Here is a 25227-nt window from a genome sequence, read left to right on the forward strand (position 1 = left end):
CTTTCCCAAGAACAGCGTCCTAGTGCGTCAGAAAGTCGATGACCATGCGATTGAATGCGTCCGCGTGCTCCCACTGCACCCAGTGTCCGCAGCGGTTGAACACATGCAACTGCCCATTCGGCAATCCGGCCAGCAGTCGCAGGCCGACGTCCATCGGCACGAAGCGGTCGTCACGCCCCCAGACGATTAGTGTCGGCGCCGCGACCTCGCCCAATCGTGCGCCATAGTCCGTGAACTGTTTTGGATTCGCGGCAAGGCTCTTCACGAAATTCTCGAGGTGGTCGCGATTCGCGAGCATGTTGTCGAGCCGAGCCTGCATCAGATCCTCGGTGATCGAACTCGCATCGAATACGAACACGTTCATCATGCGCTTCAGGTTCTCGATGGTCGGATCTTTGTACAGACCATTGAGCAGTTTGATGCCTTCCGTCGGCATGGCCACGAATTGGCTCGGCCCGCCGGTGCCGCCTCCCATCAGGATCAGCTTGCCGACACGCGCGGGATTCGACAGGGCGAATGCCACGGTACTGTGTCCCCCCATCGAATTGCCGATGATGTGCACACGCTCGATGTCGAGCGCATCGAGCACGGCCTTGAGCACGCGTGCGTTCAATTCGGAGCGCGACCCGGTGTTGACGACCGGATCGCTTTTTCCCCAGCCGGGGCAATCGACCAGCAGCACGCGGTAGCCGGCGTCGACCATCGGCTCGACGTTGCGGTTGAAATTGGCCCAGCCGGTCGCGCCTGGTCCCGAGCCATGCAGCATCACCACCGTTTCGGCCCCACTGCCGGCATCGTTGTAGTGAATGCGAAATTCCGTGTCCGCGTCGCGGATCGTCACGAAACGGCTCGTGGACGCTTCCGTGAGCGCCATGTCGGTCGATGTCGTTGTCGTCATGATGACTCCCTCTACGAATAGTGAATCGTTGAGGACGGCGCGCTTCGTCATGAAACACGCCTCCCTCCCAAAGACTTTCTCAAGCACTCGACGATGCTCGGCGCCGCCCGGTCATTGCCCCGGCTGAGCGACGCCGGCGACAACGCGCGGTGCGAATGTGCTCACCACGCTCAGCGCGGCAATGGCTGCAATCACGATCAACGGAATGCTCGACGACACCAGCATCGACGCACTCTTCCCCAGCGCGAACAACTGACCGGCGATCAACGGCCCCAGGATCGAGCCGAGACGCCCGACGGCCACCGCCGCCCCCACGCCCGTGCCCCGCACTTCTGTGGCATACGCTTGACCGGCCATCGAATACAGCACCGACTGCCCCCCGACCAGGAACAATCCGCAGAAGAAGGCGCCGCAGGCCATCGTCACCGCACCGTTGGCCCCCGACAACCCGGCCAGTGACAACGCAATGCCGAGGTACATGCCGATCACGGTCAAGCGCGGCGAACAGCGATCCATCACGTTCGCTATGCCGATCGCCCCGATGCCGCCACCGATGTTGAACATCATGATGGCCATGCCTGCTTGTGCGCGCGACAGCCCGTTGGCCACCACCATCGACGGCAGCCAGTTCATCAGGAAGTACAGGACGATGAGCGTGCCGAGGTAGCTCGTCCACAGTGCGATCGTCGTGCGCGTGCGGCCCTCTTTCCACAGCGCGTGCGCGATGCTCGGTGTCGCGCCGGGCACGTCGTGCGGCGCCGTGGTGCCGGCGCCGCGCGAGTTACGCGTTACGCGCGTGGCGACGAACTGTGCCGACTCACGCAGACAAAGCCCCAGCAGCGGCACCATGAACAACGGACCGAAACCGCCGACGTAAAACACGTGACGCCAGCCGTCGTCGCCAGGACTCATGATGCCGACCACGGCAGCGAATGCTGCGCCGAACGGCATGCCGCAATACATGGCACCAACGGCCGTGTTTCGCTGGCCCTCCGGCGCGGCTTCGGCGCATAGTGCGATCAGATTGGGCATGGCAGCGCCGAGACCGAGACCGGTCAGAAAGCGCGCCGTCAGCAGCGATTCGAAATTCCAGGTGTGTGCCGTGGCGAGCGAGAAAATGCCGAACAGGGCGACGGACAACATCAGCACCCGTTTGCGTCCCCAACGGTCGGCCAGACGCCCGCCAAGTGCGGCGCCAGGCAACAAGCCGATGGCACCGGCGCTGAACGCCCATCCCATCTGCGCCACGGAAAGTGCGAACTCCTTGGCGATGCGTGGGGCCGCCACGCCTGCCGACTGCAGATCGAGGCCTTCGAGCAGGGCGATGGCCAAACACAGTGCGATGGTTGCGAGGCTGCCCTTCGAGGGCGCCGCGCCTTGCGGTGATGATGCTTGCATTGCTTTGTCTCCAGTTCCAGGAAAATCCGCTCTTCTCGGCGGTCGTGTTGAATCTTGGGCGTTGCGCGCTTTACCTCTCGATGTTCGACGGCGAAAAGTCCGGTTCATAAGCGACCCAAGTCGCATTAGTTCGTCGCATCAGCTCGCCCTATGACGTTGCCGCATTGCATCGCCTTGATTCGCATAGCGCCGCCACAAGTCGTCTTGCGCTGCTGTCCGACGCGTCGTGATGTGTCCGTGCTTGTCCTTGCGTGCGCTGACGCGTGCGTGGGCTTCCTTACGCGAACGTCGCGCGTACGCTGCCCAGACCTTCGATTTCCGTGACGAACGTGCCTGCCTCGGTAACGGGGACCATCGGGCCGAGCGCGCCGGTGAGCACCACGTCCCCCGCGCGCAGCGGCGTGCCGAGTTGCGCCATGCGGTCGGCAAGCCAGACCGCGGCATTCAACGGGTTGCCCAGACAGGCCGCGCCGTTGCCGCGCGAGAGCACTTCGCCGTTGTGCGAAAGGGTCATCGCGCAGGCGGTCAGCTCAATGTCGGCGAGCGCGACCGGCCGGCTGCCCAGCACGAACAGCGCGCTCGACGCGTTGTCGGCCACGGTGTCGACGAAGCGGATATTCCACTGCTCGATGCGGCTGTCGACGACTTCCACGGCCGCGACCGCATAGGCGGTGGCGCGCAGAATGTCGGCAAACGTATGTTTCTCGCACGTGAGGTCACGCTCGATCACAAGCGCGATCTCGGCTTCCACCTTGGGCTGGATGAGGCTCGCAAGCGGCATCGGCTGCGCGTCGCCGTAAGCCATGCCGGCAAACAGTGTGCCGAAGTCTGGCTGATCCACGCCGAGCTGCCGCTGCACCGCGAGCGATGTCAGGCCGATCTTCCGGCCGACGATGCGCTCGCCCGTGGCGGCACGCGCGGCGACGTTGCACTGCTGCACGGCATAGGCGCTCGCCGTGTCGTGGGGTGCGATCTCGCCGCGAACCGGTGCAATGGGCTGGCGTGTGGCCTCGGCTCGGCGAAGACGCTCGGCGAGGGTCTGAATCAATGAGGAATTCGACATGGGAGACTCCTTCGATCAGGCGGCCGCGGCCAGCGCCGTTTGCGGCTTGGCGTGCATTGCGGCAAAGCCGGCGATCCACTCGGGAATCGCACGGTAGTAATCGAGGGACGCGCCGTACTCGCCATAAGCGGCGAGTGCCGCGAAAGCTGCGACCCACGTACGGATTTCGTGGGCCGATTTGCCGCCGTCGCGCGTGATCGCGTCGTTGCTGATTTCATCGACGGCGCTCAGATGCCCGTCGCAGAGCAACGAGAGAAACGCGTGGTCCCACTGCGGATTGAGCGGATGCAGATGGCTCGTTCCCAACGTGAATGCTTCGGCGGCGGCCACCGTGCGTGCCTGACGCGCCGCGCGCGATTCGGCGGATGGGTTACGGCCGGCGATCAGACGCTCGGCGACCTCCTCGGTCGCACCGATCAGCTCGGGCACGGGCGGTTCGTGCGAGATGCCACCCGATCCCACCACCAGCACGCGCTTGTCCGTGCGCGCCAGGTGCCGGCCGATGGCGTCTCCCAGCAGGCGAGACCGGCGCAGCGTCGCCATCGGCGGCGCGACCGAGTTGATGAATACGGGCACAACTGGGTAGGCATCGAGCCCGCCTGTGAGCACTTCCAACGCATAGGCGCAGCCATGATCGACCTGCATGCGGTAAGACAGTGCGACGTCGACCTCCGACGCCAGCACGTGCTCGGCGAGTGCATGCGCGATATCTGAAGGGACCGGCAGCTTGCCGGCCAGGCTGTTGAAGTCGCCGATGGCCGTGGCCGCCGCGCCAATGCAGAACGGCGGCATGACGTCATAGAAGAAGCCATTGAAGTGATCCGGCGCGAATACGACAACCAGTTCGGGATCGAACGCGCGCACGCGCTCGCGTGCCCGCGCCTGCACCCGCTTCACGTCGGACACGATGTGGTCGGGCGGATCGAAATAGCCGTGCAACGGCGTATGCGAAATGCATTCGAGATGAATCGGCATGACTCAGGCTCCGGCAACTTGCTGCATGACGACGGTGGGGGCTTGGTTCGTTGGCGCGCGCAGCGGCGTCGCCTGCCGCACCGGATCATCGGAGAGCGCTACCTTGCCGGCTAGCTCGATCAGCGCGTCCGACACTTCCTGCGGGGCGCAGACACCCGCGACGAATCGATCGGGGCGCAGCAAGACCACGGACTGCGAACGCGCGCCGAACCAGTCCTTCAGCCGATTGAGCGGATCGCCGATCGCGATCACGCCCGCCGGCACGTCGTCGGTGTGCGCCATCTGCACGTCGGGCTTGGCCAGCACGAAGCGCACGCCCAGTGTCTCGGCAACGGCGCGCGCACGCGCTGTCAGGCCGAACGTCGGGTCGGCCCCCCATCCGAGCACGGCAAAGTGATTGCCGATGACGTCGTCGAGACGTTGAAGCTCGCCGGTCTCCGTGCGGACACTCGGCTGAATGAATAGACGCCCGACCGGCGAACTGGCAAACGGGTCGCGGCCATACACCCGGCGCCCGAGCCACGAGTCCCGCTTCTCGCTCATCAGGCCCAGCAGGCGGCCCGGCGCCGAATTGCCCGAGCGCTTCAACAGGCGCGCCAGCCAGCCGCCGGTGGATGTCGAGGGGGGAAGCAACACCACTCCCGCTTCGTAGCGCGGCATCGGCTTGAAACGCATTTCCACGAAGTAGCGCCTGACCGACGGAAACAGGTTGAAGCTGCGCACGAAGGCGTCACGGAAGCGCACGCCGAAGCGTGTGGTCGGTGCAAAGATGTCGCCCGCGACTTCGGAGAGGTGGATCATCGAGCGCGCATGTGGCCGGCGCTCGGCGGTGTACGTGTCGAGCAGGCTCGGGAGACTCTGCCCCTTGATCACCATCGCAAGCTTCCAGCCAAGGTTGTTGGCGTCGCGAATGCCGCTGTTGTAGCCCTGCCCCTGCCATACGGGCATGATGTGCGCCGCGTCGCCTGCCAGCAACACGCGATCCACACGGAACGTCTCCGCCAGCCGCGCGTTGTGCGTGTAGACCCGCTTGCGGATGTAGTCGACCCGGTCCGGATGCGCGACCACCTTGCGAATCAGGGCGGCCATGTTCTCGGGCCTGGAGAGTGCTTCCTCCGTCTCGCCTGGCATGACCATGAATTCGAAGCGGCGAATGCCGTGGGGCAGGGCCGCCGAAACGTACGGGCGCTCGTGATCGCAGTGCAGATAAACGTGAGGCGAGCCCACCGGGTCGTTACGCACGTCGACCACGATCCACTGGTTGGGCTTCGTGCGCCCTTCGAACGGCACCTGAAGCAGGCGACGAATCACGCTGTTGCCGCCGTCGGCGCCAACAACGTAACCCGCGCGAATCGTACGGACTTCGCCATCGTTCGTTCGCGTGCTCAGCGTCACCCCCCGAGGGTCCTGCGCGAGCGCCTCGACGCTGTGCCCGAAGCGCACGTCCACGTGCGCGAATCGGTCGAGCCCCTCGAACAGCACCCGATCGGCGAGGGGTTGAATGAACGCGTTGCGGCGCGACCAGCCGAATTCGTCGGTACGCGGCTCGATCGACGCGAAGCAGTGACCGTCGCTCGTGACAAACCGCATCCAGTGATCGGGGGTCGTGTGTGGAAGCAGGGCGTCGGCAAGGCCGACGGCCTGGAATACGCGCAAGGCCTCGTCGTCCAGACCGATGGCGCGCGGGTAATCGATGAGTTGATCCAGCTTTTCCAGGATCGTGACGCGCACGCCTTGCAAGCCGAGGATATTCGCGATCATCAGCCCAACCGGGCCCGCGCCGACGATGGCCACGGCCGTCGTGATGTCGGCAGTGGTGTCGGCCACGGCATTGGTGGCGTTGACGAATGTACTCATGTGTCTCGCTCCTTGTTTTGAGCGCGAGCGCGCCCTGCACGCCGGTCTGGCGCGTTCGAATGGCGTGCTGCGTTCGTTGATTCCGTCGCGGCTCGTGTCGTCCGCTAATCGTTAGGCCGGGGGCGGTCGTTGAGCGAGGTGTCTTCGACGACACTCGCTCACACCGAAAAGAAGGTGTCTCCGCTAGCGCTCTGATTTTTCGATGAGTCTAGGCAGGTCGCGAAAAGCGCTCAACAATTTCACCGAAATGTGCATAGAATGCACATCATTGATTTTAAATGTGATTTCATGAGCAAATATCCGAACGTGCGCGGGCTGTCGCGCGGCCTGCTGGTATTGCGGGCGCTCAACGCGATGGAGCGGGGACGCGCGACGCCGCAGCAGTTGAGCGAAGCGACGGGACTTCACCGCACCACCGTGCGCAGACTGCTGGAGACATTGCTGGAAGACGGATTCGTGCGACGCAGTACCTCCGACGACACCTTCCGTCTGGCGCTCGCGGTGCGCTCGCTCAGCGAGGGCTTCACGGACGACGAACGCATAGCGACCATCGCACCGCCGATCATGGGGAAGTTGATGCAACGTGTGGTGTGGCCCTCCGATCTGACCACTCCCGACGGCGACGCCATGATCATCCGCGAGACGACGCATCGTTTCAGCCCGTTGTCGTTTCACCGGGCCATGGTCGGGCGGCGCTTGCCGATGCTGTTCACGGCGGCTGGACGGGCGTACTTCGGTATGTGCCCGGAGGCGGAGCGCGAGGACATTCTCGATTTGCTGCGAACGGGCGCGGGCGGGGAGTTGCAGCAGCGGTTTGCTGGCGATGATGCATTCATCCGCAATCTCGTGCGCCAGACACGCGAGAATGGCTTCGGCTCGAATCATGGCGACTGGCTCGACCAGCGCAAGATCGGCGCGGTCGCGGTCGCCATTGTGTCGGAGGGACGTGTGCTGGCGAGTCTTAACGTGATCTATCTCGATCAGGCCGTGAGCCCGGCCGAGGCCGTGCGGCGGTTCGTGCCGCCGCTGCAGGAGGCGGCGGCGCAGATGGCCGCCGCCGTGGCACCCGCCGCCCCCGTGCATGCGGCGTCCGCTGACGATTAAGCGCCACCGCTCGCCATGACCGCTTGGGTCTGGACGTCGATCAATTCACGCCAGGCCCGCGTTAGCTTTTTCCCGATCGCATTCGATATTCCACGGGACTCAGTCCACCAAGTTTCGATTTGAGGCGGGGCCGGCTGTCGTGATCTGATCGGCTAAATCCGGACCAGCCGCGATGCGAGCTTTTTGGAAAATTGATCGTTTGCAGCGACAGCAAGATGGAAACGCCCTTGGTGAATCACTCGGGGGCATTTCCCAACAGCAGCGCTTGCGCCTCGACGACCACCTCCACCAGTAGATCGGCAAGCAGCCGCACACGTGGTGAGCGTTTGACATCGGGATGCATCACCAGCCATAGCTTTCTTACGGTGGTGCAGACGGGATCGGGGACCAACGACAATGCGTCGTCGTTGGCAGCCAGGAAATGGGGGAGTACCGCGATGCCGAGACCCACACGGGTAGCGTTGAGCAACGCGGTGAGATCGTTGCTCTTGAGGACAAAACGCCGATTGCCGGCAACCTGAGTCAGCCAGCGCTGCTGCGGTACCTGATCAAGACTGTCGTCGTAACCGAGAAACTCCCAGGCATCAGCCGGCCGGCGAGTATAACCATGGGCTGCGTAAAGTCCATAACCCATGTCCCCAATGGCACGCGCCGCCAGGCCCGCCGCAGTCGGTCGCGACATTCGGATGGCCAGGTCGGCCTCGCCCCGCGCCAGATTGGCATCCCGCGCCTCGCCGATCACCTCGAGATCGATGTTCTGCCATCTGGAGCGCATGGCGGCCAGGCGAGGCACCAGGAATTGACCCGCCAAAACAGGGGGGGCCGACAGCCGGACTGTTCCCTGCAACGATGAAACGCCGAGGGCTACCCGCGAAAATGCCTGGGCTTCGTCGTCCAGTCGGCCAGCCTGCGCGACCAGCGTCTCGCCTTCCGCCGTCAATGACCACGCTTTGGGCAAGCGGTCGAAAAGCCTGATCCCCAGCGACTGCTCCAGTGCCTCGACGCGCCTTGCCACGGTCGAGTGCTCGACGCCGAGCCGCCGAGCCGTACCCGACAAGCTGCCCGTGCGCGCCAGTTCCAGAAAATAGCGGACGTCATCCCACTGCAGAGCGCGCTTTTCAACGCCAGTGATAGCTGTGTTTTTTTGCACAGTAAATGTCAAGTTTTTCCGAATTGATGGCTAATTTTGCTCGACGTAAGCTGCGCTTGCAAGCTCATCCATCAGGGGAACACCATGACCCAGCGCGAATCATTTCAAGACTCATCAGCAGCGTCCCAGATTGTTATCAGCCAATATGGCGACGCGTCGGCATTGACCACCGTAGAGGAAACGCTGCCTCCGCCGGCGGCCGGCGAGATCCGAGTCCGGCACACGGCGATCGGTGTTAACTATGTCGATATCTATCACCGCACCGGCCTCTACCGGCTGCCCTCGCTTCCCGCAGTGCTTGGCGTCGAGGCCGCTGGCATCGTCGAGGCGCTCGGGCCGAATGTCGACACAGTGCGTCTGGGCCAGCGTATTGCCTACGCCGGCCTTCCCACCGGTGGTTATGCCAGCGCCCGCAACCTACCGGCCGACCGGGCCATCGCTTTGCCCGACGACGTACCCGACGACGCAGTGGCCAGCCTGCTGCTGCGCGGCATCACCACTCACATGCTGCTGACCTACGTCTATTCGCTGAAGGCTGGCGATACCGTGCTCGTGCACGCTGCGGCCGGAGGTCTCGGGCTGGTGCTCGTGCAGTGGGCGAAGTCGATGGGCGCACGCGTCATCGGCACCGTCAGTTCGCTGGCCAAGGCGGAGCTGGCCATCTCACACGGATTGGACCACGCGATCAATTACCGCGATAAGGACTTCGTGGCAGAGGTCATGCGGCTGACGGATGGCGAGGGCGTCGATTACGCTATCGACGGCATCGGCGGAAAGACTCTGCTCGATACCCTCGGCTGTGTACGTCCTTACGGTATGGTTGCCAATGTCGGCCAAGTGTCGGGCGACGTCGCACCGCTCGATCTGTCGCTGCTCGGCCCGGCGCGTTCGGTGGCGCTCTCGCGGCCCGGCGTCATTCGCTTTATGACGGATCTGGAACGTTATCGCGAAGGGGCACTGGCCACCATCCGGCAACTGCAGGCCGGGCTGCGGCCGACGATCGGCGACATCCTTCCATTGCGCGAAGCGGCGGAGGCACATCGCCGGCTCGAAGCCGGGCAAACCGCCGGTGCCATTCTCCTGCATCCCTGAGCAAAATCAACGAGGATCATCATGCTCTTTCTCATCCTTCTCGACTATCTGCGCCCCCTGTCCGAAGTGGACGTTCACATGGACGACCATCGCGCCTTTCTGAATCGCCATTACGCGGCGGGGCACTTCTTGCTCTCGGGCAGGAAGGCGCCGCGAACCGGTGGCGTGATTCTCGCCAGAGCCAACGCGCTTGACGAAGTCTCGCAATGGATTTCCGAAGACCCCTTCCATCAGGCCGGGGTCGCCAGCTACCAAATCATTGCCTGGGAACCGACGATGGCCGCTCCGGGCATGCCCGACTTCTGAGCGTAGCTTTGCCGAGCGCCAAAGGCACTGTCGTCGCCGGTCAAGCCATTGGCGGCGACGGTCAGTCATCGGGGGATGATGGCAACAGACAATCGAGAGATTTCTCGTGCGATGGAAAGGCAATTATTGAGGCACGTTTCAACCCTGAGCGCGCGGAACCACAAAAAATCTCGCCGATCGGTCTGCCGGCGACGAAGTGCGTTATCTCGAGGATGGGGTGCGGGGATCCTGCTCGACGGGTGGTGGAAATTCGCTCGAAGGAACGGGAACTAGACAAGTAGATTAGTTGGATAAGAGGAAATTGAAATGAACAGCACTCAGAAACCAGTTGCGGTTATCACCGGCGGCGGTACGGGTATCGGTCGGGCCACAAGCGAGAAACTGGCAGCAGCGGGATGCGCGGTGGTGATCATCTATTCGCGCAGCGACGCAGAAGCCAACGACACCGTGAACGCCATTCGCGCGAGAGGCCAGGACGCCATCGCCATCCAAACCGATGTTGCGGACGACGGCCAGGTACGGCGCACGATGGCCGAAGTCGTCGACTCTTTCGGTAACATCACCTATCTCATCAACAATGCCGGCATCACCCGACAGTTGCCATTCGCTGACCTGGAGGCAGTTGCCGATGACGTTTGGGACGATCTCTTCGCGGTCAACGTGAAAGGCGCATTCAACTGTAGCCGGGCGGCAGCACCGCACCTGCGCGCAGTGCCAGGTAGTGCCATTGTCAATGTAGGCAGCATAGCCGGAGAAACCGGTTATGGCTCGTCGCTTCCCTATGCCGTTTCCAAGGCAGCCCTGCACGGCATGACCAAATCCCTGGCACGGGCACTGGCGCCGGAAATCCGTGTCAATTGCATTGCACCCGGCGCTGTCGAAACCCGTTGGTGGTCCGGCAATGAAGCCAAGATGCGCCAACTCTCGGGCAACCTTCCGCTTCAGCGCATCTCGACACCGGAGGATATTGCAGAGACCATCTCCCTGCTGCTCACGTCCCGCTCATTGACCGGCCAGATCATCAGGGCCGAGAACGGGCAAACACTTTGAAGGTCAGGCGTGAAACGGCATGCTGAAGTGGTGAAGCGAATGGAATGTGCTGCACACTTCACCGTCTTGAGAAATGTCGCTTTGCCTCATCCCCTATGCCATGACGGTGGAACGAGCGCTTACCTAAGTTAATTTCTACCGACGGCACCTTTTGCTTGATTGCCTCCAGAATGAAAGCACCCTGCCGCGATAACCGTGTGTAGGGTGCGGGCATCTCCTTGAGCTCAGCGAAGATGGATCCTGGCGGGGCCGCAAGCCATCTCGAAGGAGGATTCAATCGAGTAGCGTCATTGCCTCGTCCTCGGCGTTCTGCTTGAGTGCAGCGCCAGCGCCGAAGTAGGCGGCGTCGCGCTGGTGATCGTCGCTGGCCACTCGGCAATGATTGTCGAGAACGTTTTCGTCGATGACTTCGCCCATGGCGGCGTCTGCCGTATAGCCGGCAGCGCTCGCGGCGAGTCCGGGAAACATCGTGCCTGCGAGGCATCGGACACGGAGCCTATGGGGCCGGCGATCACCCCCACCGTTGCGCCCGAGTCGGCACCTGATGGCGTCATGGTCACGCCCGTCATTACCCTGACGAGCGTGCCAAAGGTGCCACCACCTTACGGACCTGATTGCGCCATTCAACGTGGTCAGCGCCGCGACGCGAACACAGTCGAGGATTCGTAGGCGAGGGCGATTCAGCATATGGGACACCGGCAAAGGCATCCGTCCGACTGCAGCAGTTGCTCCACGCGTTGTGACTAATCACGAGCGGCTATGGGCGCGCCGTTCAAGGCTGAGTGAGCCAAGAAGCGGGACGAAGTACGTTGCAAGCGTAAATGCTCCCGCAACCGGTCGTGAGAACTGGCATTCGCCAGGAGACCGCAACACGATTGCGAGAGCCTCTCCCGGCGAATTCGCCTGTTAAACACTGTCGAGCTATCGTCGAATGAAGGGGTTGGGGACGTCGAGGTCCGTGGAGATCATGACGCATTTCGTCTCAAGATATTCCTTGATCGTTTCAACGCCGGATTCGCGGCCGATGCCTGACTGCTTGTAGCCGCCAAATGGTGACGTGAAGCTCGTAGCGCGGTAGTTGTTCACCCAAACCGTGCCGGCCTTCAACCGGTCGGTCATGACCATCGCGCGGTGCAGGCTGCGTGTCCACACGCCAGCAGCAAGACCATAGGCAACGTCGTTGCCGATCCGGATGGCATCCTCTTCGTCATCGAACGGAATCACTGCGAGCACCGGTCCAAACACCTCCTCCTGTGCGATGCGCATGTCGTTGGTCACATCGGTGAAGATGGTCGGCTCCACAAACTGGCCTGCGCCCAAGTCCGAGCGTGCGCGCCCACCCAGCACACAGGTCGCACCTTCCAGCTTGGCGCTTTCGATGCATGCCATGATGCGTTCGAACTGGGGGCGCGTGGCAATCGGTCCGATTTGTGTATCCATCTTCGACGGATCACCGATCTTCGCCTGCCCCACAAAGTCGATGAGTCGCTGTACGAAGGCCTCCTGGATACTGCGCTGCACCAGCAGCCGCGACCCCGCCATGCACGTCTGGCCGGACGCAGCGAACACGCCGGAAACCACTCCCTTCACCGCCTGATCGAGATCTGCATCGTCGAAAACAACGTTCGGCGACTTACCGCCGAGTTCGAGCGTCACCGTCTTCAGCCCGCGCGCCGCAAGTTCGTAAATCTTCCGACCAGCCCCCCCGCCGCCGGTGAAACCAACGTGTGCCACCAGCGGATGCGTGACGAGCGGTTCGCCAACCTCCTGACCGAAGCCCGTCACGACATTGACTACGCCGTCAGGAAAGCCCGCCTGCTTGATAAGGCGCGCAAACTCGATCATGGATGCGGAAGTGAATTCGGATGGCTTGATGACCGCAGTGCATCCCGCCGCCAGCGCCGGTGCGAGCTTCCAACTCGTCAGAGCAAGTGGCGAATTCCACGGCGTGATGATCCCAACCACCCCCTTCGCCTCGTACTTCGTATACGCAAATACGCCTTTCTTGTCGGTTGGGATGACAGCGCCCTGAACCTTATCGGCGAGTCCTGCGTAGTAATGGTAATAGTCGCCCAGATAGCGCACCTGGCCCGTCACTTCGGCCGCCAGCTTGCCGTTGTCTCGCATCTCGATCGCGGCGAGATGCGGCGCATTTTCGATGATGAGATCTGCGAGACGCCGCAGCAATGCGCCTCTCTGGGTCGCGGTGAGCGATGCCCAAGCCGCGCCGTTTAGCGCCGCATGTGCCGCAGTCACGGCGGCGTCTACGTCGTGTGCATCGCTGCGGGCGATCTCGGCCCAGACTTTTCCGTCGTAAGGGTTCTCCGTAGGGAAATACTTCCCGGTCGATGGCGCGATCTCCTGCCCGCCAATGAAGTTGCCATAGCGCGGGAGATCGGTTTCGCGGAGCTGTTGATCCATGGTGATGTCTCCAATCGGACTTGCGAAAATCAGATATAAATTCTGTAGGGTGAAACCCTATGGAATAATTCGTTGCGTTAAACAGAACGCAGTTCTATTATTTGTCAAAAGCCGCCGGGTTGCAAGGAGAGATCACAGCCTGAGACTGCGGCCGGTTCGTGAAGGTCTCAATGTTCTGGAGGAGATGATGGCGAAGGTAAGCAATGTCGACGTTCTCGTGGTTGGCCACGGCGTCGCAGGGTTGTCGGCAGCGGTGTCCGCCGCGCAGGCCGGTGCTGCGGTGGCGGTGCTGGAGCGTGCACCTTTCGAGGACTTCGGCGGAAACAGTCGCTGGACCGAAGCGTACATGCGTATGAAGAATGACAGCGAGGTCAGCGATGATTTCGAGAGTCACTTCGCTGAGAACGCAGGGGCGAATCCGGATCCGATGATTCTCTCCGAGGCGGTATCCGAGTATTCGCACTGGCCATCGATCGTCAAGGCACATGGCTTCCCCGACCCCGAATTGATCTCGTTCTTCGCCGCCGAGGCCCCCTCCGCGCTTGCATGGCTCAAGCAGTTCGGCTGCCGATTCGAACCCATGCCCATTTACCTGCTCACCCAGAACACGACGCGCATCGCATCGGTGGGAGGCGGTCTCGCGATTCTCGAGGCGCTGCTCAAGCAAGCCCGGGCGTTGGGCGTCGAATTCCATTACAACACCACTGCCAAGGCATTGCTGCAAGACGGCGACGGCTGCGTGACCGGCGTGCGTGCGGTGTCCACCGAGGCTGGCGCGTTGACGTTCCACGCGCGAAACGTCGTGCTTGCCTCTGGCGGATACCAAGGCAATCCGGAAATGCTGACGCAGTATCTCGGTCCGAAAGCGAGCAACATTCGTCCAGTCGCGCGCGGTGGGTATTACAACAAGGGCGAGTGCATTCGCATGGCGCTCGATCTCGGTGCCGCCCCCGCAGGGGAATTCGGTTCGTACCACGCGGAACCGGTCGACCCGCGCTCAGCGATGGCCGAAGCCGTCGTCTTTATCTATCCCTACGGCGTGCTGATCAATCGCAATGGCAGCCGGTTTGTCGACGAAGCACCGGGTACGGTCGACGCCCACTACGACAATATCACCCGTGCGATCGGCGAGCAGCCCGGTGGCGTGGCGTACGTGATCTTCGACAGCAAGGTCAATGACATTCCGCGCTGGCAAACCAGCATTCGCAGCGACCAGCCCGCCATTCAGGCCGATTCGCTGCCGGAACTCGCGCGGAAGCTGGGACTTCCGGTTGACGCCTTCATCTCGACCATCGACGCCTACAACGCGGCCTGTCCCGCACCGGACGCGTTCGATGGCGGCATGACGCTGGACGGGCTCAGCACCAAGGGCGTCTGGCCGGCCAAGTCGAATCACGCGCGCACCATCGAAGCCGGGCCATTTTCTGCCTATCCCATCATTTCGGCGAACTGTTTCACCTTCGGTGGGTTGAAGGTGGATACGCAGGCGCGTGTGCTCGATACCGACGGGCGTGCCATTCCGGGGCTGCTCGCTGCGGGCGAGACGGTCGGTATCTACCACCAGGTGTACACGGGATCGACTTCCGTGCTGCGCGGCATCGTGTTCGGCCGCCGTGCGGGGAAGACGGCAGCGCTAGAGCGCGCCTGAAACGACAACCGTGTTAAACGAGTGAAGCGAGGAGACAACTCATGAAACGTCGCGATTTTCTTCGATTGAGCGCCGCCGCCGGATTGGCAGGCGGGTTCGGTGTGGCCGACATCCAACGGGCGCTTGCCGCCGACGGCTTGGATCTTTACATGCTCAGCGCGTTCTCCGGCCCATTTGCCGCAAACGGCAAGTTTGGTGAAATGGGAGGCCGCCTCGCGGTCAAGAGCCTGTCGCCATCGATGGGCCGCAGCGTTGCTTATCACACCATCGACACGCAGGGGAATACCGGTACGGCAGTGCGCAAGATTCAAGAGGCGATCAACCAGAAGCAGGGACGCCTGTTCCTGGGGGGGGCGCTGTCGAGCGAGGCGCTCGCCGTCAGCCGTGAAATCGAGCACGCCGGCGGTGTCTATATCACCTATGTCGGCGCCGACGAAATCACCGGATCGGCGTGCAACCGCGCGACGTTCCGCTGGGCCGTGCCAACCTACGGCGCCATTCGCCAGACCGTCGCGCCGGTGGCCGACATGCTCCCCAAGGCAAAGCGCTGGTACACCATAACCCCGCAATACGTGTTTGGCGAAGGGTTACTCAACAACGCCAAGGACGTGTTCCGGGAAAAGGGTATCGAACACGTGGGCAACAGCTATCACTCGTTGCAAGACAAAGAGTTTTCAGGCTATCTGACCAACGCGGCGGCTTCCAATGCGGACGTCCTGTTGATCCTGAACTTCAGTCAGCAAAGCATCGATACCCTCAGGCAGGCGGTCAGCTTCGGCCTCAAGAAGAAGATGAAAATCGTCGTTGCATGGTCGGCTGGCCTCGACCAGTTTGCCACGCTCGGTCCCGATATCTGTGAAGACGTTTTCTTCGGCGTGCAGTACTGGCACGGCCACGATGCGCCAGCCAACCGGGCCTTCGTCGCGCTCAATCGTGAAGTCAATCGTGCGACTCCCACCTATTTCACTGCTGCGGACTTCGCTGTCACGAGCATGATGCTCGACGCGGTGCGCCGCGCGAACACGACCGATCCGAAGCGCGTGGCGCAGACGCTTGAATCGATGAAATGGGCGGGCATCACCGGCGATGAAGAAATGCGCGCGTTCGATCATCAAGTGTCGAAGAACTATTTTCTGATGCGAGGCAAGGCCAAGGCGAAGATGCGCGATGCCGACGATTTCGCCGAAGTCGTGTCGTTCGGAAAGTCGTTCCCAAGCCAGGGACAGTCGCAGTGCAAGCTTGCCTGAAGACATTTTCATAATCTGACGACGGCGCCATTGGTCAACTGCCATGGGCGCCGCCGGCAAACCCGATTCAGGTGCAAGTCATGGGCATCTATCTGTTTCAGATCATCAACGGCATCGGTCTGGGGATGATCTACTTTCTCGTTGCAGTCGGACTGAGCATCACCCTCGGGTTGCTTGGATTCGTCAACTTCGCACACGGCATGTTCTATCTGCTGGGCGCATATCTGACGTTTCAGATCGTTTCGTGGGGCGGCAGCTTTTGGGCGGCGGCGGTGGCTGCTCCGCTGGTGGTCGCCGTGCTCGCATTCACGCTTGAACGTGCGATTCTCGTCCGAACGTACAAGTTGCCGCACAAGTACCAGATCGTCGCGACACTCGGCATCGTATTGATTGCGCAAGAGGCAGTCGTGATGCTGTGGGGACCCCTCGGCAACGGCGTGTCCGTGCCGGATTCGCTGGGCGGCGTCGTCTCGCTTGGCAACTTTCAATATCCGCTCTACCGCGTGTTCGTCGTGGCCGTTGCTGCGGTGCTCGCGATTGCGCTTTGGTTGCTGCTCGAGCGAACGACGTTCGGCGCCCTAGTTCGCGCCGGCAGTGAATCTTCAGAAATGGTGAAGCTGCTTGGCGTCGATGTCCGAACACTGACCAGCTTGACGTTTGCGCTCGGCGGCATGATCGCCGCGGTCGCGGGCGTACTGATTGCCCCGATACGCGGCGCCGACCCAAGCATGAGCGGCGAGGCCCTGGGGATTGCCTTCGTGGTTGTCATCATTGGCGGCATGGGGAGTTTTACGGGGTCGATTGTTGCCGGCATTTTGGTGGGGGTCGTTCAAAGTGTGATGAGCACCCTCTGGTCGGAGGGGGCCCAACTGATGGTGTACGTCGTCATGACACTGGTATTGATCGCCGCGCCGCGCGGCATTCTGGGGAGAGCGTGATGAGCCGGATCATGAATTTCGCGTCGCCCGTGCTGTTTCCTCTCGCGATCGCGATTGTCTTGCCGTTCGTCGTGTCGTCTCCGACGCTGGCGGGCTCCGTGCTGGTGTATGCGGTGGCGGCGATGGCCTGCAACCTGCTTCTCGGCTATGGCGGACTGTTGTCCTTTTGTCAGGGCACGTTCTTCGGATTGGGCGGATATCTGTTTGGACTCGCGCTGCTGCGGGGGCATTGTGGGATTCTCACCGCGCTCGTCGTCGCAATCGTGGGGTGCGGCCTTATCGCCGGACTAATTGGCGCTGTAGCCATCCGGCGCAAAGGGCTGTATTTCGTGATGCTGACGCTGGCTTTCGCACAGCTTTTCTATTTCATCGCGTATTCGCTGCCCGCGTTGACGGGCGGCGACAACGGGATGGAGGGTCTGCCTCGATTGCCAACGTTGCTGCCGTTCCTGAAAGGCCTGCCAGTGGCCGACGGCGTCGCGCTTTACATCCTGATCGCTATCGCATTCATCGCGGCGTATGGCCTGCTGCTTCGCGTGATTGGCTCGCCGTTCGGTTCCGTCCTGATCGCGATTCGCGAGAATGAACATCGCGTCGGGCCGCTTGGCTATAACGTTCGGCACTACAAGACGCTCGCATTTGTTCTGTCAGGTGCCCTGACGGGGCTCGCCGGCGCCATCGATGGCCTGTTGCTCGGCATGGTGCCGCTCTCAAATATCGACATCGGCACGAGTCAGAACATTCTGATCGCTGCCATTCTCGGCGGAGCGGGCTCGCTGAGCGGCTCGGTGTTCGGCGCAGCCGCGCTCGTGGTAGCGAGTGACTTTCTTTCGGACCTCTGGCCGCGGTGGCAGATGGTGCTCGGCGTACTTCTGGTCTTACTCGTCATTTTCGCGCCGGATGGCTTGTCGGGGCTCTGGCGGCGCCTTGTTTCGCGCGTGCGGCGCCAAACTTATGATCGAAAGGACAAGCAATGGACTACATTCTAGAAGCGCAATCCGTTGGGGTGCGATTTGGGAACTTCGTCGCCAACAAGAACGTCGATCTGCGTGTGAAGCGCAACTCGATCCACGCGCTGATCGGCCCGAACGGGGCGGGCAAGACCACGTTCTTCAATGCCCTGTCGGGCCGCATCGAGACATCGTCAGGCCGGGTCATGTTCGACGGCTGCGACGTGACCCGCGTGCCCGTACATCGCAGATTGCATTCAGGCATGGCGCGCTGTTTTCAGATAACGAATCTGTTTCCCGGGCTGACGACGCGAGAAAATCTGCGGCTTGCCGCGCAAGGCCTGCGTTCGGTGCGTGCGCTCGACTTCTTTTCGAAACGCGAGCGCGATACGCAGGCCTCCGAGATGGCGGAATACCTCATCGAACGATTGGCGCTGCGAGCAGAGGCCGAGCGCCGCGTTGGCGAGCTGTCGCATGGGCGGCAGCGCATCATTGAAGTCGCGATGAGCATGGCCGGCCGGCCGAAATTGCTGCTTCTCGACGAGCCGACGTCCGGCATGGGTGTCGACGATCTGCCTGTAATGCGCGCGCTGCTCAAAGATTTGAGCCGTGACCACACGGTGGTGTATGTGGAGCACAACATGCATCTGGTCATGACGCTTTCGGATCGGATCACTGTCCTCTTCGAGGGACAGGTGCTCACCGAAGGCACGCCAGACGAAATCAGACGTGACGAGCGCGTTCGGCGCGTATACCTGGGGGAGCGACATCATGTTGCGGGTTGAAGGCTTGTGCGCCGGATACGGGAGCGCACGCATCGTGCACAACGTTTCGCTCGAAGTGGCGGCGGGCGAGATAGTTTGCCTGCTCGGCCGCAACGGCGCGGGGAAGACAACGACGCTGAGCGCGATTGCGGGAGCGATCCCTTTGTTCGCCGGGGAAGTTCGCCTAGGCGGCAAGGCGATCGTGCCCGGACGAGCCGATGTTGTTTCGCGGCATGGTCTGAAGTTGGTTCCGGAGCACCGAGGCATCTTCGCAATGCTGACTGTGGAGGAGAACCTGCGCATAGCGGCGCGGCGAGACTCGATCTGGTCACTTGACGCGGTGTATGCGCTGTTTCCCCGTTTGCGCGAGCGCAGAAAAAATGGCGGGTCGGCCCTCTCGGGCGGCGAGCAACAGATGCTCGCCATCGCACGTGCGCTGGTGAACGGCCCCAAACTCTTGATGCTCGATGAGCCGAGCGAAGGGCTGGCGCCAGTCATCGTCGACGAAATCATGGCGATTTGTCGCACGATCCGCGCCGAAGGCATTCCCATCCTGCTCGTCGAGCAAAGCGTGGATGTCTGCATGGCGTTGGGGGATCGCCATTACATCCTGGAAGAGGGGCATATCGCTTATCACGGTACTCGAGACGAGTTCGCAGGCGCCGAAGACGTCCGGAGTCGATATCTTGCCGTGGAGGTCGGGTGAGCGCAGCGCGGGGAGCGATCAATACCGAACGGATTCGTTTAATATACGGGCGATCCAGAGAGGGAGACTTATGAGTTCAGACGGTGTAGCAGCGGTTGAACGCGCACTCGATATCCTTGAGGCGTTCAACGAGCGTGATGGCGCGCTGACGCTTGCCGAAATCGCAAGCCGCACGGGTTTCTACAAGAGCACGATTCTCCGCTTGATCGATTCGCTGGAAAAGTACGGCTACGTTCAGCGTACCTCCGACGGCCTTTACCGGCTCGGGCCCAAGACGCTGTCGCTCGGCTTTATGTATCAGCGAAATTTCAATACGTCTGATCTCGTCCCTCAGGCCTTGCGCCGACTCGTCGATGAGATCAACGAGAGCGCTTCGTTTTATGTTCGCGACGGCGATACGCGTGTCTGCCTGCATCGGCAGGACGCCGATCGTGCCATACGTGATTCGGTACATGTCGGTCACCGGCTTCCGCTCAACGTTGGGGCGGGCGGCCATGTCATCCTTGCGTTCAGCGGCTTGTCCGGCGATAAGTACGAACGCATCCGCGACCGCATGTACGCCGCCTCGGTGGGGGAGCGGGATCCCGAGACGGCCGCACTGGCATGCCCCGTGCTCGGCGTGCGCAACCAATTGGTTGGCGTGATTACGATATCGGGGCCGCGCTATCGGCTCGAAGCTGAGACGCTGGAATCGTATGTACCGACGCTATTGAAGTTCGCTGCAGAGTTGACGAAACAATGCGGAGGCGACGAGACACGTTTGCTAAAGGCTGCACAGCAGCGTTAACCGAACCCATTAGGCGGTACTGCAAGAAGGCCGCCTGTTTTTTAAGCAAGTTATAGAACGATGTTCTATCAGATAGACCTACATTGATAATTTTTGGTCAATGTTTCAGAAAATAATTCTGAAATCGAGGTAAAAATGACTCAGGCATTGGAAGGAATCAGGATTCTCGATGTGACGAACGTCCTGGCCGGGCCGTTCTGCGGCTATCAATTGGCGCTAATGGGGGCCGACGTTATCAAGGTCGAAACCCCCGGTACGGGAGACCTGGCGCGGCAACTTGGCGCCGATCCGGCGCTGAACGCCGAGTTGATGGGGGCATCGTTTCTCGCACAGAACGCGGGAAAGCGGTCGGTCACGCTCAATCTGAAGAGTGAGGCCGGCAAAGCCATTTTCCATAAACTGGCTGCGTCTGCCGATGTTGTCATCGAAAACTTCCGGCCCGGCGTAATGGATCGCCTCGGCGTCGGCTACGACGACCTGCGCGAGATCAATCCGCGACTCGTATATTGCGCGATTTCCGGCTTTGGCCAGACGGGGCCGCTCAAAGATGCCCCCGCCTATGATCAGATCGTTCAAGGCATGTCTGGCGTAATGAGTGTGACTGGCGACGAACGGAGCGTGCCGATGCGCGTCGGCTACCCCGTCGCGGACACGTTGGGTGGTGTAACCGCGGCTTTTGCGATCAGTGCGGCGTTGGTTCGTCGGGCGGCAACGGGGGTGGGTACGTCCATCGATGTTTCGATGCTCGATTGCATGCTGGCATCGATGGGTTGGGTCATCTCCAATTATCTGATCGCGGGGCAGCGGCCTCAACCGATGGGGAACGAGAACTTCACGGCCGCCCCTTCCGGCACTTTCGAAACGGCAGACGGCCTCCTCAACATCGCTGCGAACAAGCAGGAGCAGTTCGTTGCGCTCGTAGCGCTTCTCGGCATTCCCGAACTCGCCAGCGATGCGCGATTTGCGCAGCGCGAGGCGCGCAAACGGAACCGGGCGGAACTGAAAACGCTCATCGAGGCTGCTTTGAAGACAAAGTCCGCTACCGAATGGGAGCCGGCGCTGACCCGGGCAGGTATCCCCGCAGGGCGGGTGCTGGATGTGGCGAGTGCGCTTGCCGAGCCGCAGGTGACGCAACGACGATTAGTGAAATCGTTTCGACGCGCCGTAAAAAACGAGCGAGACGTATCGGTGGTGCTTTCCGGATTCAAAATGCGAGAAGCGGAGCCGGACGTCGCTTGCGCGCCGCCCACGCTGGGCGAGCACACCGCTCAGGTGTTAGGCGAGCTCGGGTACACGAGTCTCGAAATTGAACAGCTCAAGCATCAGGGGGCGGTATGAAACCCACAACAGGCAAACCATCGACGCCACCCGAACAATGGTGGAAGACGTCGATCATCGACGTTCAGCCCGGCGAAATTGGTATTCGCGGATACCCGATCGAAACCCTCATCGGCAATCTGAGCTACGCGCAAATGGTTTGGCTGATGCTGCGCGGCGAAGTCCCGTCGAAGCCGCTGGCGACGCTGCTCGAGGCCGCGCTTGTCGCGGCTGTCGATCATGGGCCTCAGGCACCGTCGATTGCGATTGCGCGCATGAGCATGACGTGTGGCGTCGACATCAATAACGCAATGGCATCGGCGATCAATGTGCTGGGCGACGTCCACGGCGGGGCGGGGCAGCAATGCATGGATCTGTTCCGCAGTGTGCTTGAATGCGCAAGCGCCGAGCAGTGTGGCGTCGCGCACGCGAGCGATATCGTGGTGGGTGATCACCAGCGCAATGTGTCGAAGATGATTCCTGGGTATGGTCATCGCTTTCACCCCGTCGACCCGCGCGCCACGCGCCTGCTCGCGCTTGTCGAGCAAGCGCGGTGCGAAGGCCTGCTCACTGGACAGTACCTTGCAGCGGCAAGAGCGATCGAGGCTACGCTTGCCCGGCGTGCGAACAAGGCGATCCCCATCAATATCGACGGGGCGACTGCAGTGATCTATAGCGAGCTGGGCTTTTCGGCGACGCTGGGACGCGGGCTCTTCATTCTTTCTCGCTCGGTTGGCATTCTCGCGCACGCGTACGAGCAGTCGCAAGCGCAGGAGCGCATCAAGGGTCCGATGCCGCCAAGCGTTCCCTATACCTACACGGGACCGGCGCGACGTAATGTTCCTTCGTCAACAGTTCGGTATGAGAATGACCAGTATTGAAGCCATGATGGACGCCGGCGCGTTCATCCAGCCGATCGACTGGGGCGACGGCGGGCGCAGCCGCATCGTGTCGCTGCGCGAGATCGAGCGGGCGTTCCCGGCCGTTGCACGCCTTCCGATGTCGATCCGAATCCTGCTCGAAGGCGTGGTGCGGCGCTTCGACGGCGAACACACAACGGGTGCGCATCTCAGCAATCTTCTCGCGTGGCAGAGCGGGGTGCGCGATGAAATTCCGGCCTGGTTCTCGCGGGTGTTGCTACAGGACGCTTCGGGCATTCCGCTGCTCAGCGATCTTGCGGCAATGCGTGCAGCCGCGTGGCGCGACGGCATTGCGCCGGAGTGTGTTCAGCCGCGTATTCCGGTAGACCTTGTCATCGATCATTCGGTCGTCGCGGATTTCTCGGGAACCCCTCTGTCGCAGGCCCAAAACCTTGCACGCGAGTTTGAGAACAACGACGAGCGTTATCGGTTCGTGAAATGGGCGGAGCAAGCGTTCCATGGCTTGCGCGTCGTTCCGCCCGGTCACGGCATCGTGCATCAAGTCAATCTGGAATATCTCTCAACAGGGCTCGCGCAGCGCGACGGATTCGCCTTCCCCGATACCCTGGTCGGAACCGACTCGCACACGACGATGGTGAACGGACTTGGCATTCTCGGCTGGGGTGTGGGAGGGCTGGAGGCTGAATTGGCCGTACTCGGTCTGCCGCTTTACGTGCCGACACCGGACGTGATCGCCGTTGCGCTCTCGGGGTCGCGGCAGACGGGGACGAATGCCACCGATCTGGCGCTTTACCTGACAGGTGTGCTGCGCGAATACGGTGTGGTTGGCAAGTTTCTCGAATTTGTCGGGCGAGGGGCGCGCCGATTGAGCGTTCCCGATCGCGCCACGATCGCGAACATGGCACCGGAGTATGGTGCGACGGTCGGCTACTTCGCGACCGACGAAAGTACGCTGGCGTACTTTCTAGACACCGGCCGCTCGAAGCAACGGGTCGATCGCTTCGGCGCCTACTGCCTTCGGCAGCGTTTGCTGGGTATACCGGAAGCCACCGATCTGGATTATTCCGCGACACTCGAAATCGACCTGTCGCGCGTGGGCCGGTTGGTATCCGGCCCTCGCCGTCCGCATCAGACATTGTCGTTGCCGGACGTTGCGGCAAGTCTTCCAGTCGACCCTTCGCGGGCTGATTCGTCGCGAGGCGACATGGCGTCGCTCGCTGACGGCGCAGTCGTGCTCGCGGCGATCACCTCGTGCACCAACACCGCCAACCCCGCCGCGATGTTGACGGCAGGGCTCGTGGCAAAGGCCGCCGTCGAGCGTGGCGTGACCGTGCCGCAATACGTGAAGACCGTGCTTGCGCCTGGGTCCCTTGCGGTCACGAAGTATCTGGAGCGCGCTGGCCTGCTCTCACCGCTGGAGGCCTTGGGATTCTACGTGGCGGCCTACGGGTGCTCGGCTTGCGTCGGAAATACCGGGGCTCTGCAAGACGGCGTGGAGGATGACATCGTTGCGAGGAATGTGACCGTGGCGGCCGTGCTTTCCGGAAACCGGAATTTCGAGGCGCGAATTCATCCGCTTGTCAAGGCGAACTATCTGGCTAGCCCTGCACTCGTCGTTGCTTACGCCCTCGCCGGCACTGTTCTGACGGATCTCGAAGCGCAGCCGGTGGCCACGGATCGTGACGGGCATCCGGTATTTCTGCGCGATCTGTGGCCGGATGACGCCACGGTGGAGGCGCTGCTTCTGTACGTTCTCGATCAACGCGATTACGCGTCGATCACCGACGCAAGTGGCGCAGCGCGACAGACATGGAATGCAATCGCATCGGAGAGCGGCACGGTGTATCAATGGCAGGACGGCTCCACGTATTTCGTTGAGCCACCGTTCTTCGACAGGACAAAGCAAGCGATCGGCGCGGCGTCCATTACCGGCGCGCGCGTGCTTGCCGTGCTCGGCGACGCCATCACGACAGATCACATCAGCCCCGTGGGGCGCATCGCGGAAGAGGGCGATGCTGGTCGCTATTTGCGACAGCAAGGCGTTGCGCCAGAAGACTTCAACACCTACGGCGCGCGCAGGTGCAATCACCACGTCATGGTGCGCGGAACCTTCGCGAGCCCGCGCCTGGTCAACGCGTTGGTGCACCCGCTTGTCGGCCCGCTTGCGCGTTCGGCGCGTGATGGGCACGTACGCACGGTATTCGAAGTCGCTCGGGAGAATGCGCACGATGGCGTGCCCAGCGTCATCGTCGCGGGAAAATCGTATGGCGCGGGTAGCGCGAGAGATTGGGCGGCGCGCGGAACGTCGTTGCTTGGCGTGTCCGCAGTCCTGGCCCGTAGCTTTGAACGTATCCATCGCAGCAATCTCGTTCTGATGGGCGTCATGCCGATCGAGTTGCCGGAATCGACGGATTTCGACGAGATGGAATGGCACGGCGACGAGTCGGTCGACATTCATTTCGACAGCGATGCGTTGACCTGCCGGCAGCCCGTGCGCGTTGTCGTGACCCGTGGGGAAACGACGGTGGCGCAATCGGCGGCGACGCTGCGCGTCGATACGTCCGCCGAGCTTCGGTATCTGCGATCGGGCGGCGTGCTTCCCTACGTGTATGAAGCGCAGATCGTGGGCGCTGCAGACGGTGCTCGCCATAGATTAAACGATTGAATTGCCTAGT

22 protein-coding genes are annotated in these 25227 nt (G+C 61.9%); 14 read left to right on the forward strand and 8 right to left on the reverse strand.

Annotated features, from left to right (window positions below; translation table 11 throughout):
• Positions 1-19: 19 nt before the first annotated feature.
• The 5 genes from PEP31012_RS14175 to PEP31012_RS14195 form a co-directional block, all read right to left on the reverse strand.
• Entirely contained in the window at positions 20-898 is an 879-nt protein-coding gene (locus PEP31012_RS14175; protein WP_150589977.1) for an alpha/beta fold hydrolase, read from the reverse strand.
• A 111-nt stretch (positions 899-1009) separates the two neighbouring features.
• Complete coding sequence (gene mhpT / locus PEP31012_RS14180) at positions 1010-2296, reverse strand: 3-(3-hydroxy-phenyl)propionate transporter MhpT (RefSeq protein ID WP_150589978.1); 1287 nt, start codon at positions 2294-2296, stop codon at positions 1010-1012.
• Between the two features lie 277 nt (positions 2297-2573).
• Positions 2574-3359 carry a 2-keto-4-pentenoate hydratase gene (gene mhpD, locus PEP31012_RS14185; RefSeq protein ID WP_150589979.1) on the reverse strand — a complete coding sequence of 262 codons (786 nt, stop codon included), beginning with the start codon at positions 3357-3359 and terminating at the stop codon, positions 2574-2576.
• Positions 3360-3374: 15 nt separating this feature from the next.
• The gene (locus tag PEP31012_RS14190) at positions 3375-4334 is read right to left on the reverse strand and encodes a 3-carboxyethylcatechol 2,3-dioxygenase (protein ID WP_150589980.1); all 960 of its coding nucleotides are present in this window, start codon (positions 4332-4334) and stop codon (positions 3375-3377) included.
• Between the two features lie 3 nt (positions 4335-4337).
• Positions 4338-6191, reverse strand: coding sequence for a bifunctional 3-(3-hydroxy-phenyl)propionate/3-hydroxycinnamic acid hydroxylase (locus PEP31012_RS14195; RefSeq protein WP_246171300.1), 1854 nt, complete (start codon positions 6189-6191; stop codon positions 4338-4340).
• 288 nt (positions 6192-6479) lie between these two features.
• Here PEP31012_RS14195 and PEP31012_RS14200 point away from each other — a divergent pair, with 288 nt between their 5' ends.
• Complete coding sequence (locus PEP31012_RS14200) at positions 6480-7295, forward strand: DNA-binding transcriptional regulator (protein WP_150589981.1); 816 nt, start codon at positions 6480-6482, stop codon at positions 7293-7295.
• Positions 7296-7530: 235 nt separating this feature from the next.
• Here PEP31012_RS14200 and PEP31012_RS14205 read toward each other — a convergent pair whose 3' ends face one another.
• Complete coding sequence (locus PEP31012_RS14205; protein WP_174978251.1) at positions 7531-8403, reverse strand: LysR family transcriptional regulator; 873 nt, start codon at positions 8401-8403, stop codon at positions 7531-7533.
• 126 nt (positions 8404-8529) lie between these two features.
• On the opposite strand from PEP31012_RS14205, the gene PEP31012_RS14210 reads away from it, so the two are divergent.
• The 3 genes from PEP31012_RS14210 (at position 8530) to PEP31012_RS14220 (ending at position 10893) form a co-directional block, all read left to right on the forward strand.
• Positions 8530-9537, forward strand: a complete 1008-nt coding sequence (locus tag PEP31012_RS14210; protein ID WP_150589982.1) for a quinone oxidoreductase family protein — start codon at positions 8530-8532, stop codon at positions 9535-9537.
• A gap of 21 nt (positions 9538-9558) precedes the next feature.
• Positions 9559-9843 carry a YciI family protein gene (locus PEP31012_RS14215; RefSeq protein ID WP_150589983.1) on the forward strand — a complete coding sequence of 95 codons (285 nt, stop codon included), beginning with the start codon at positions 9559-9561 and terminating at the stop codon, positions 9841-9843.
• Positions 9844-10149: 306 nt separating this feature from the next.
• The gene (locus tag PEP31012_RS14220; RefSeq protein ID WP_150589984.1) at positions 10150-10893 is read left to right on the forward strand and encodes an SDR family NAD(P)-dependent oxidoreductase; all 744 of its coding nucleotides are present in this window, start codon (positions 10150-10152) and stop codon (positions 10891-10893) included.
• Between the two features lie 273 nt (positions 10894-11166).
• Here the strand turns inward: PEP31012_RS14220 and PEP31012_RS14225 are convergent, their stop codons facing one another.
• Both PEP31012_RS14225 and PEP31012_RS14230 read right to left on the reverse strand, forming a co-directional pair.
• Entirely contained in the window at positions 11167-11361 is a 195-nt protein-coding gene (locus tag PEP31012_RS14225) for a hypothetical protein (protein WP_150589985.1), read from the reverse strand.
• A gap of 453 nt (positions 11362-11814) precedes the next feature.
• Positions 11815-13314 (reverse strand): aldehyde dehydrogenase, encoded by a 1500-nt coding sequence (locus PEP31012_RS14230; RefSeq protein ID WP_150589986.1) that lies wholly within the window; start codon positions 13312-13314, stop codon positions 11815-11817.
• Between the two features lie 184 nt (positions 13315-13498).
• Between PEP31012_RS14230 and tcuA the strand changes: the two genes are divergently transcribed.
• The 10 genes from tcuA to acnA all read left to right on the forward strand — a co-directional run bounded on the left by tcuA (position 13499) and on the right by acnA (position 25217).
• Positions 13499-14962: an FAD-dependent tricarballylate dehydrogenase TcuA gene (tcuA, locus tag PEP31012_RS14235; protein WP_343039901.1), complete on the forward strand. Its 1464-nt coding sequence runs from the start codon at positions 13499-13501 to the stop codon at positions 14960-14962.
• A gap of 41 nt (positions 14963-15003) precedes the next feature.
• Positions 15004-16209, forward strand: coding sequence for an ABC transporter substrate-binding protein (locus tag PEP31012_RS14240; protein ID WP_150589987.1), 1206 nt, complete (start codon positions 15004-15006; stop codon positions 16207-16209).
• Between the two features lie 80 nt (positions 16210-16289).
• A complete protein-coding gene (locus PEP31012_RS14245) occupies positions 16290-17147 on the forward strand; it encodes a branched-chain amino acid ABC transporter permease (RefSeq protein ID WP_150589988.1) in 858 nt (285 codons plus the stop codon).
• Positions 17147-18136, forward strand: coding sequence for a branched-chain amino acid ABC transporter permease (locus PEP31012_RS14250; protein WP_150589989.1), 990 nt, complete (start codon positions 17147-17149; stop codon positions 18134-18136). The genes PEP31012_RS14245 and PEP31012_RS14250 overlap by 1 nt, the downstream gene beginning before the upstream one ends.
• Positions 18121-18882 carry an ABC transporter ATP-binding protein gene (locus tag PEP31012_RS14255; protein ID WP_150589990.1) on the forward strand — a complete coding sequence of 254 codons (762 nt, stop codon included), beginning with the start codon at positions 18121-18123 and terminating at the stop codon, positions 18880-18882. The genes PEP31012_RS14250 and PEP31012_RS14255 overlap by 16 nt, the downstream gene beginning before the upstream one ends.
• Positions 18866-19567, forward strand: coding sequence for an ABC transporter ATP-binding protein (locus PEP31012_RS14260; protein ID WP_150590086.1), 702 nt, complete (start codon positions 18866-18868; stop codon positions 19565-19567). The genes PEP31012_RS14255 and PEP31012_RS14260 overlap by 17 nt, the downstream gene beginning before the upstream one ends.
• Before the next feature lie 70 nt (positions 19568-19637).
• Positions 19638-20354 carry an IclR family transcriptional regulator gene (locus PEP31012_RS14265; RefSeq protein WP_150589991.1) on the forward strand — a complete coding sequence of 239 codons (717 nt, stop codon included), beginning with the start codon at positions 19638-19640 and terminating at the stop codon, positions 20352-20354.
• Between the two features lie 135 nt (positions 20355-20489).
• Positions 20490-21692, forward strand: a complete 1203-nt coding sequence (locus tag PEP31012_RS14270) for a CaiB/BaiF CoA transferase family protein (RefSeq protein ID WP_150590087.1) — start codon at positions 20490-20492, stop codon at positions 21690-21692.
• Complete coding sequence (locus tag PEP31012_RS14275) at positions 21689-22552, forward strand: citryl-CoA lyase (RefSeq protein ID WP_150589992.1); 864 nt, start codon at positions 21689-21691, stop codon at positions 22550-22552. Before PEP31012_RS14270 ends, PEP31012_RS14275 begins: the two co-directional genes overlap by 4 nt.
• Positions 22539-25217, forward strand: a complete 2679-nt coding sequence (gene acnA, locus PEP31012_RS14280; protein WP_246171301.1) for an aconitate hydratase AcnA — start codon at positions 22539-22541, stop codon at positions 25215-25217. The genes PEP31012_RS14275 and acnA overlap by 14 nt, the downstream gene beginning before the upstream one ends.
• Positions 25218-25227 lie beyond the last annotated feature (10 nt).

It is taken from the genome of Pandoraea eparura, assembly GCF_902459725.1.
Classification (GTDB): domain Bacteria; phylum Pseudomonadota; class Gammaproteobacteria; order Burkholderiales; family Burkholderiaceae; genus Pandoraea; species Pandoraea eparura.

Bases quoted from the DNA above. Each gene is read 5' to 3' on its own strand.
- PEP31012_RS14175 (WP_150589977.1), bottom strand. From the start codon at position 898: ATGACGACAACGACATCGACCGACATGGCGCTCACGGAAGCGTCCACG.
- mhpT (WP_150589978.1), bottom strand. From the start codon at position 2,296: ATGCAAGCATCATCACCGCAAGGCGCGGCGCCCTCGAAGGGCAGCCTC.
- mhpD (WP_150589979.1), bottom strand. From the start codon at position 3,359: ATGTCGAATTCCTCATTGATTCAGACCCTCGCCGAGCGTCTTCGCCGA.
- PEP31012_RS14190 (WP_150589980.1), bottom strand. From the start codon at position 4,334: ATGCCGATTCATCTCGAATGCATTTCGCATACGCCGTTGCACGGCTAT.
- PEP31012_RS14195 (WP_246171300.1), bottom strand. From the start codon at position 6,191: ATGAGTACATTCGTCAACGCCACCAATGCCGTGGCCGACACCACTGCC.
- PEP31012_RS14200 (WP_150589981.1), top strand. From the start codon at position 6,480: ATGAGCAAATATCCGAACGTGCGCGGGCTGTCGCGCGGCCTGCTGGTA.
- PEP31012_RS14210 (WP_150589982.1), top strand. From the start codon at position 8,530: ATGACCCAGCGCGAATCATTTCAAGACTCATCAGCAGCGTCCCAGATT.
- PEP31012_RS14215 (WP_150589983.1), top strand. From the start codon at position 9,559: ATGCTCTTTCTCATCCTTCTCGACTATCTGCGCCCCCTGTCCGAAGTG.
- PEP31012_RS14220 (WP_150589984.1), top strand. From the start codon at position 10,150: ATGAACAGCACTCAGAAACCAGTTGCGGTTATCACCGGCGGCGGTACG.
- PEP31012_RS14225 (WP_150589985.1), bottom strand. From the start codon at position 11,361: ATGTTTCCCGGACTCGCCGCGAGCGCTGCCGGCTATACGGCAGACGCC.
- PEP31012_RS14230 (WP_150589986.1), bottom strand. From the start codon at position 13,314: ATGGATCAACAGCTCCGCGAAACCGATCTCCCGCGCTATGGCAACTTC.
- tcuA (WP_343039901.1), top strand. From the start codon at position 13,499: ATGATGGCGAAGGTAAGCAATGTCGACGTTCTCGTGGTTGGCCACGGC.
- PEP31012_RS14240 (WP_150589987.1), top strand. From the start codon at position 15,004: ATGAAACGTCGCGATTTTCTTCGATTGAGCGCCGCCGCCGGATTGGCA.
- PEP31012_RS14245 (WP_150589988.1), top strand. From the start codon at position 16,290: ATGGGCATCTATCTGTTTCAGATCATCAACGGCATCGGTCTGGGGATG.
- PEP31012_RS14250 (WP_150589989.1), top strand. From the start codon at position 17,147: ATGAGCCGGATCATGAATTTCGCGTCGCCCGTGCTGTTTCCTCTCGCG.
- PEP31012_RS14255 (WP_150589990.1), top strand. From the start codon at position 18,121: ATGGACTACATTCTAGAAGCGCAATCCGTTGGGGTGCGATTTGGGAAC.
- PEP31012_RS14265 (WP_150589991.1), top strand. From the start codon at position 19,638: ATGAGTTCAGACGGTGTAGCAGCGGTTGAACGCGCACTCGATATCCTT.
- PEP31012_RS14270 (WP_150590087.1), top strand. From the start codon at position 20,490: ATGACTCAGGCATTGGAAGGAATCAGGATTCTCGATGTGACGAACGTC.
- PEP31012_RS14275 (WP_150589992.1), top strand. From the start codon at position 21,689: ATGAAACCCACAACAGGCAAACCATCGACGCCACCCGAACAATGGTGG.
- acnA (WP_246171301.1), top strand. From the start codon at position 22,539: ATGACCAGTATTGAAGCCATGATGGACGCCGGCGCGTTCATCCAGCCG.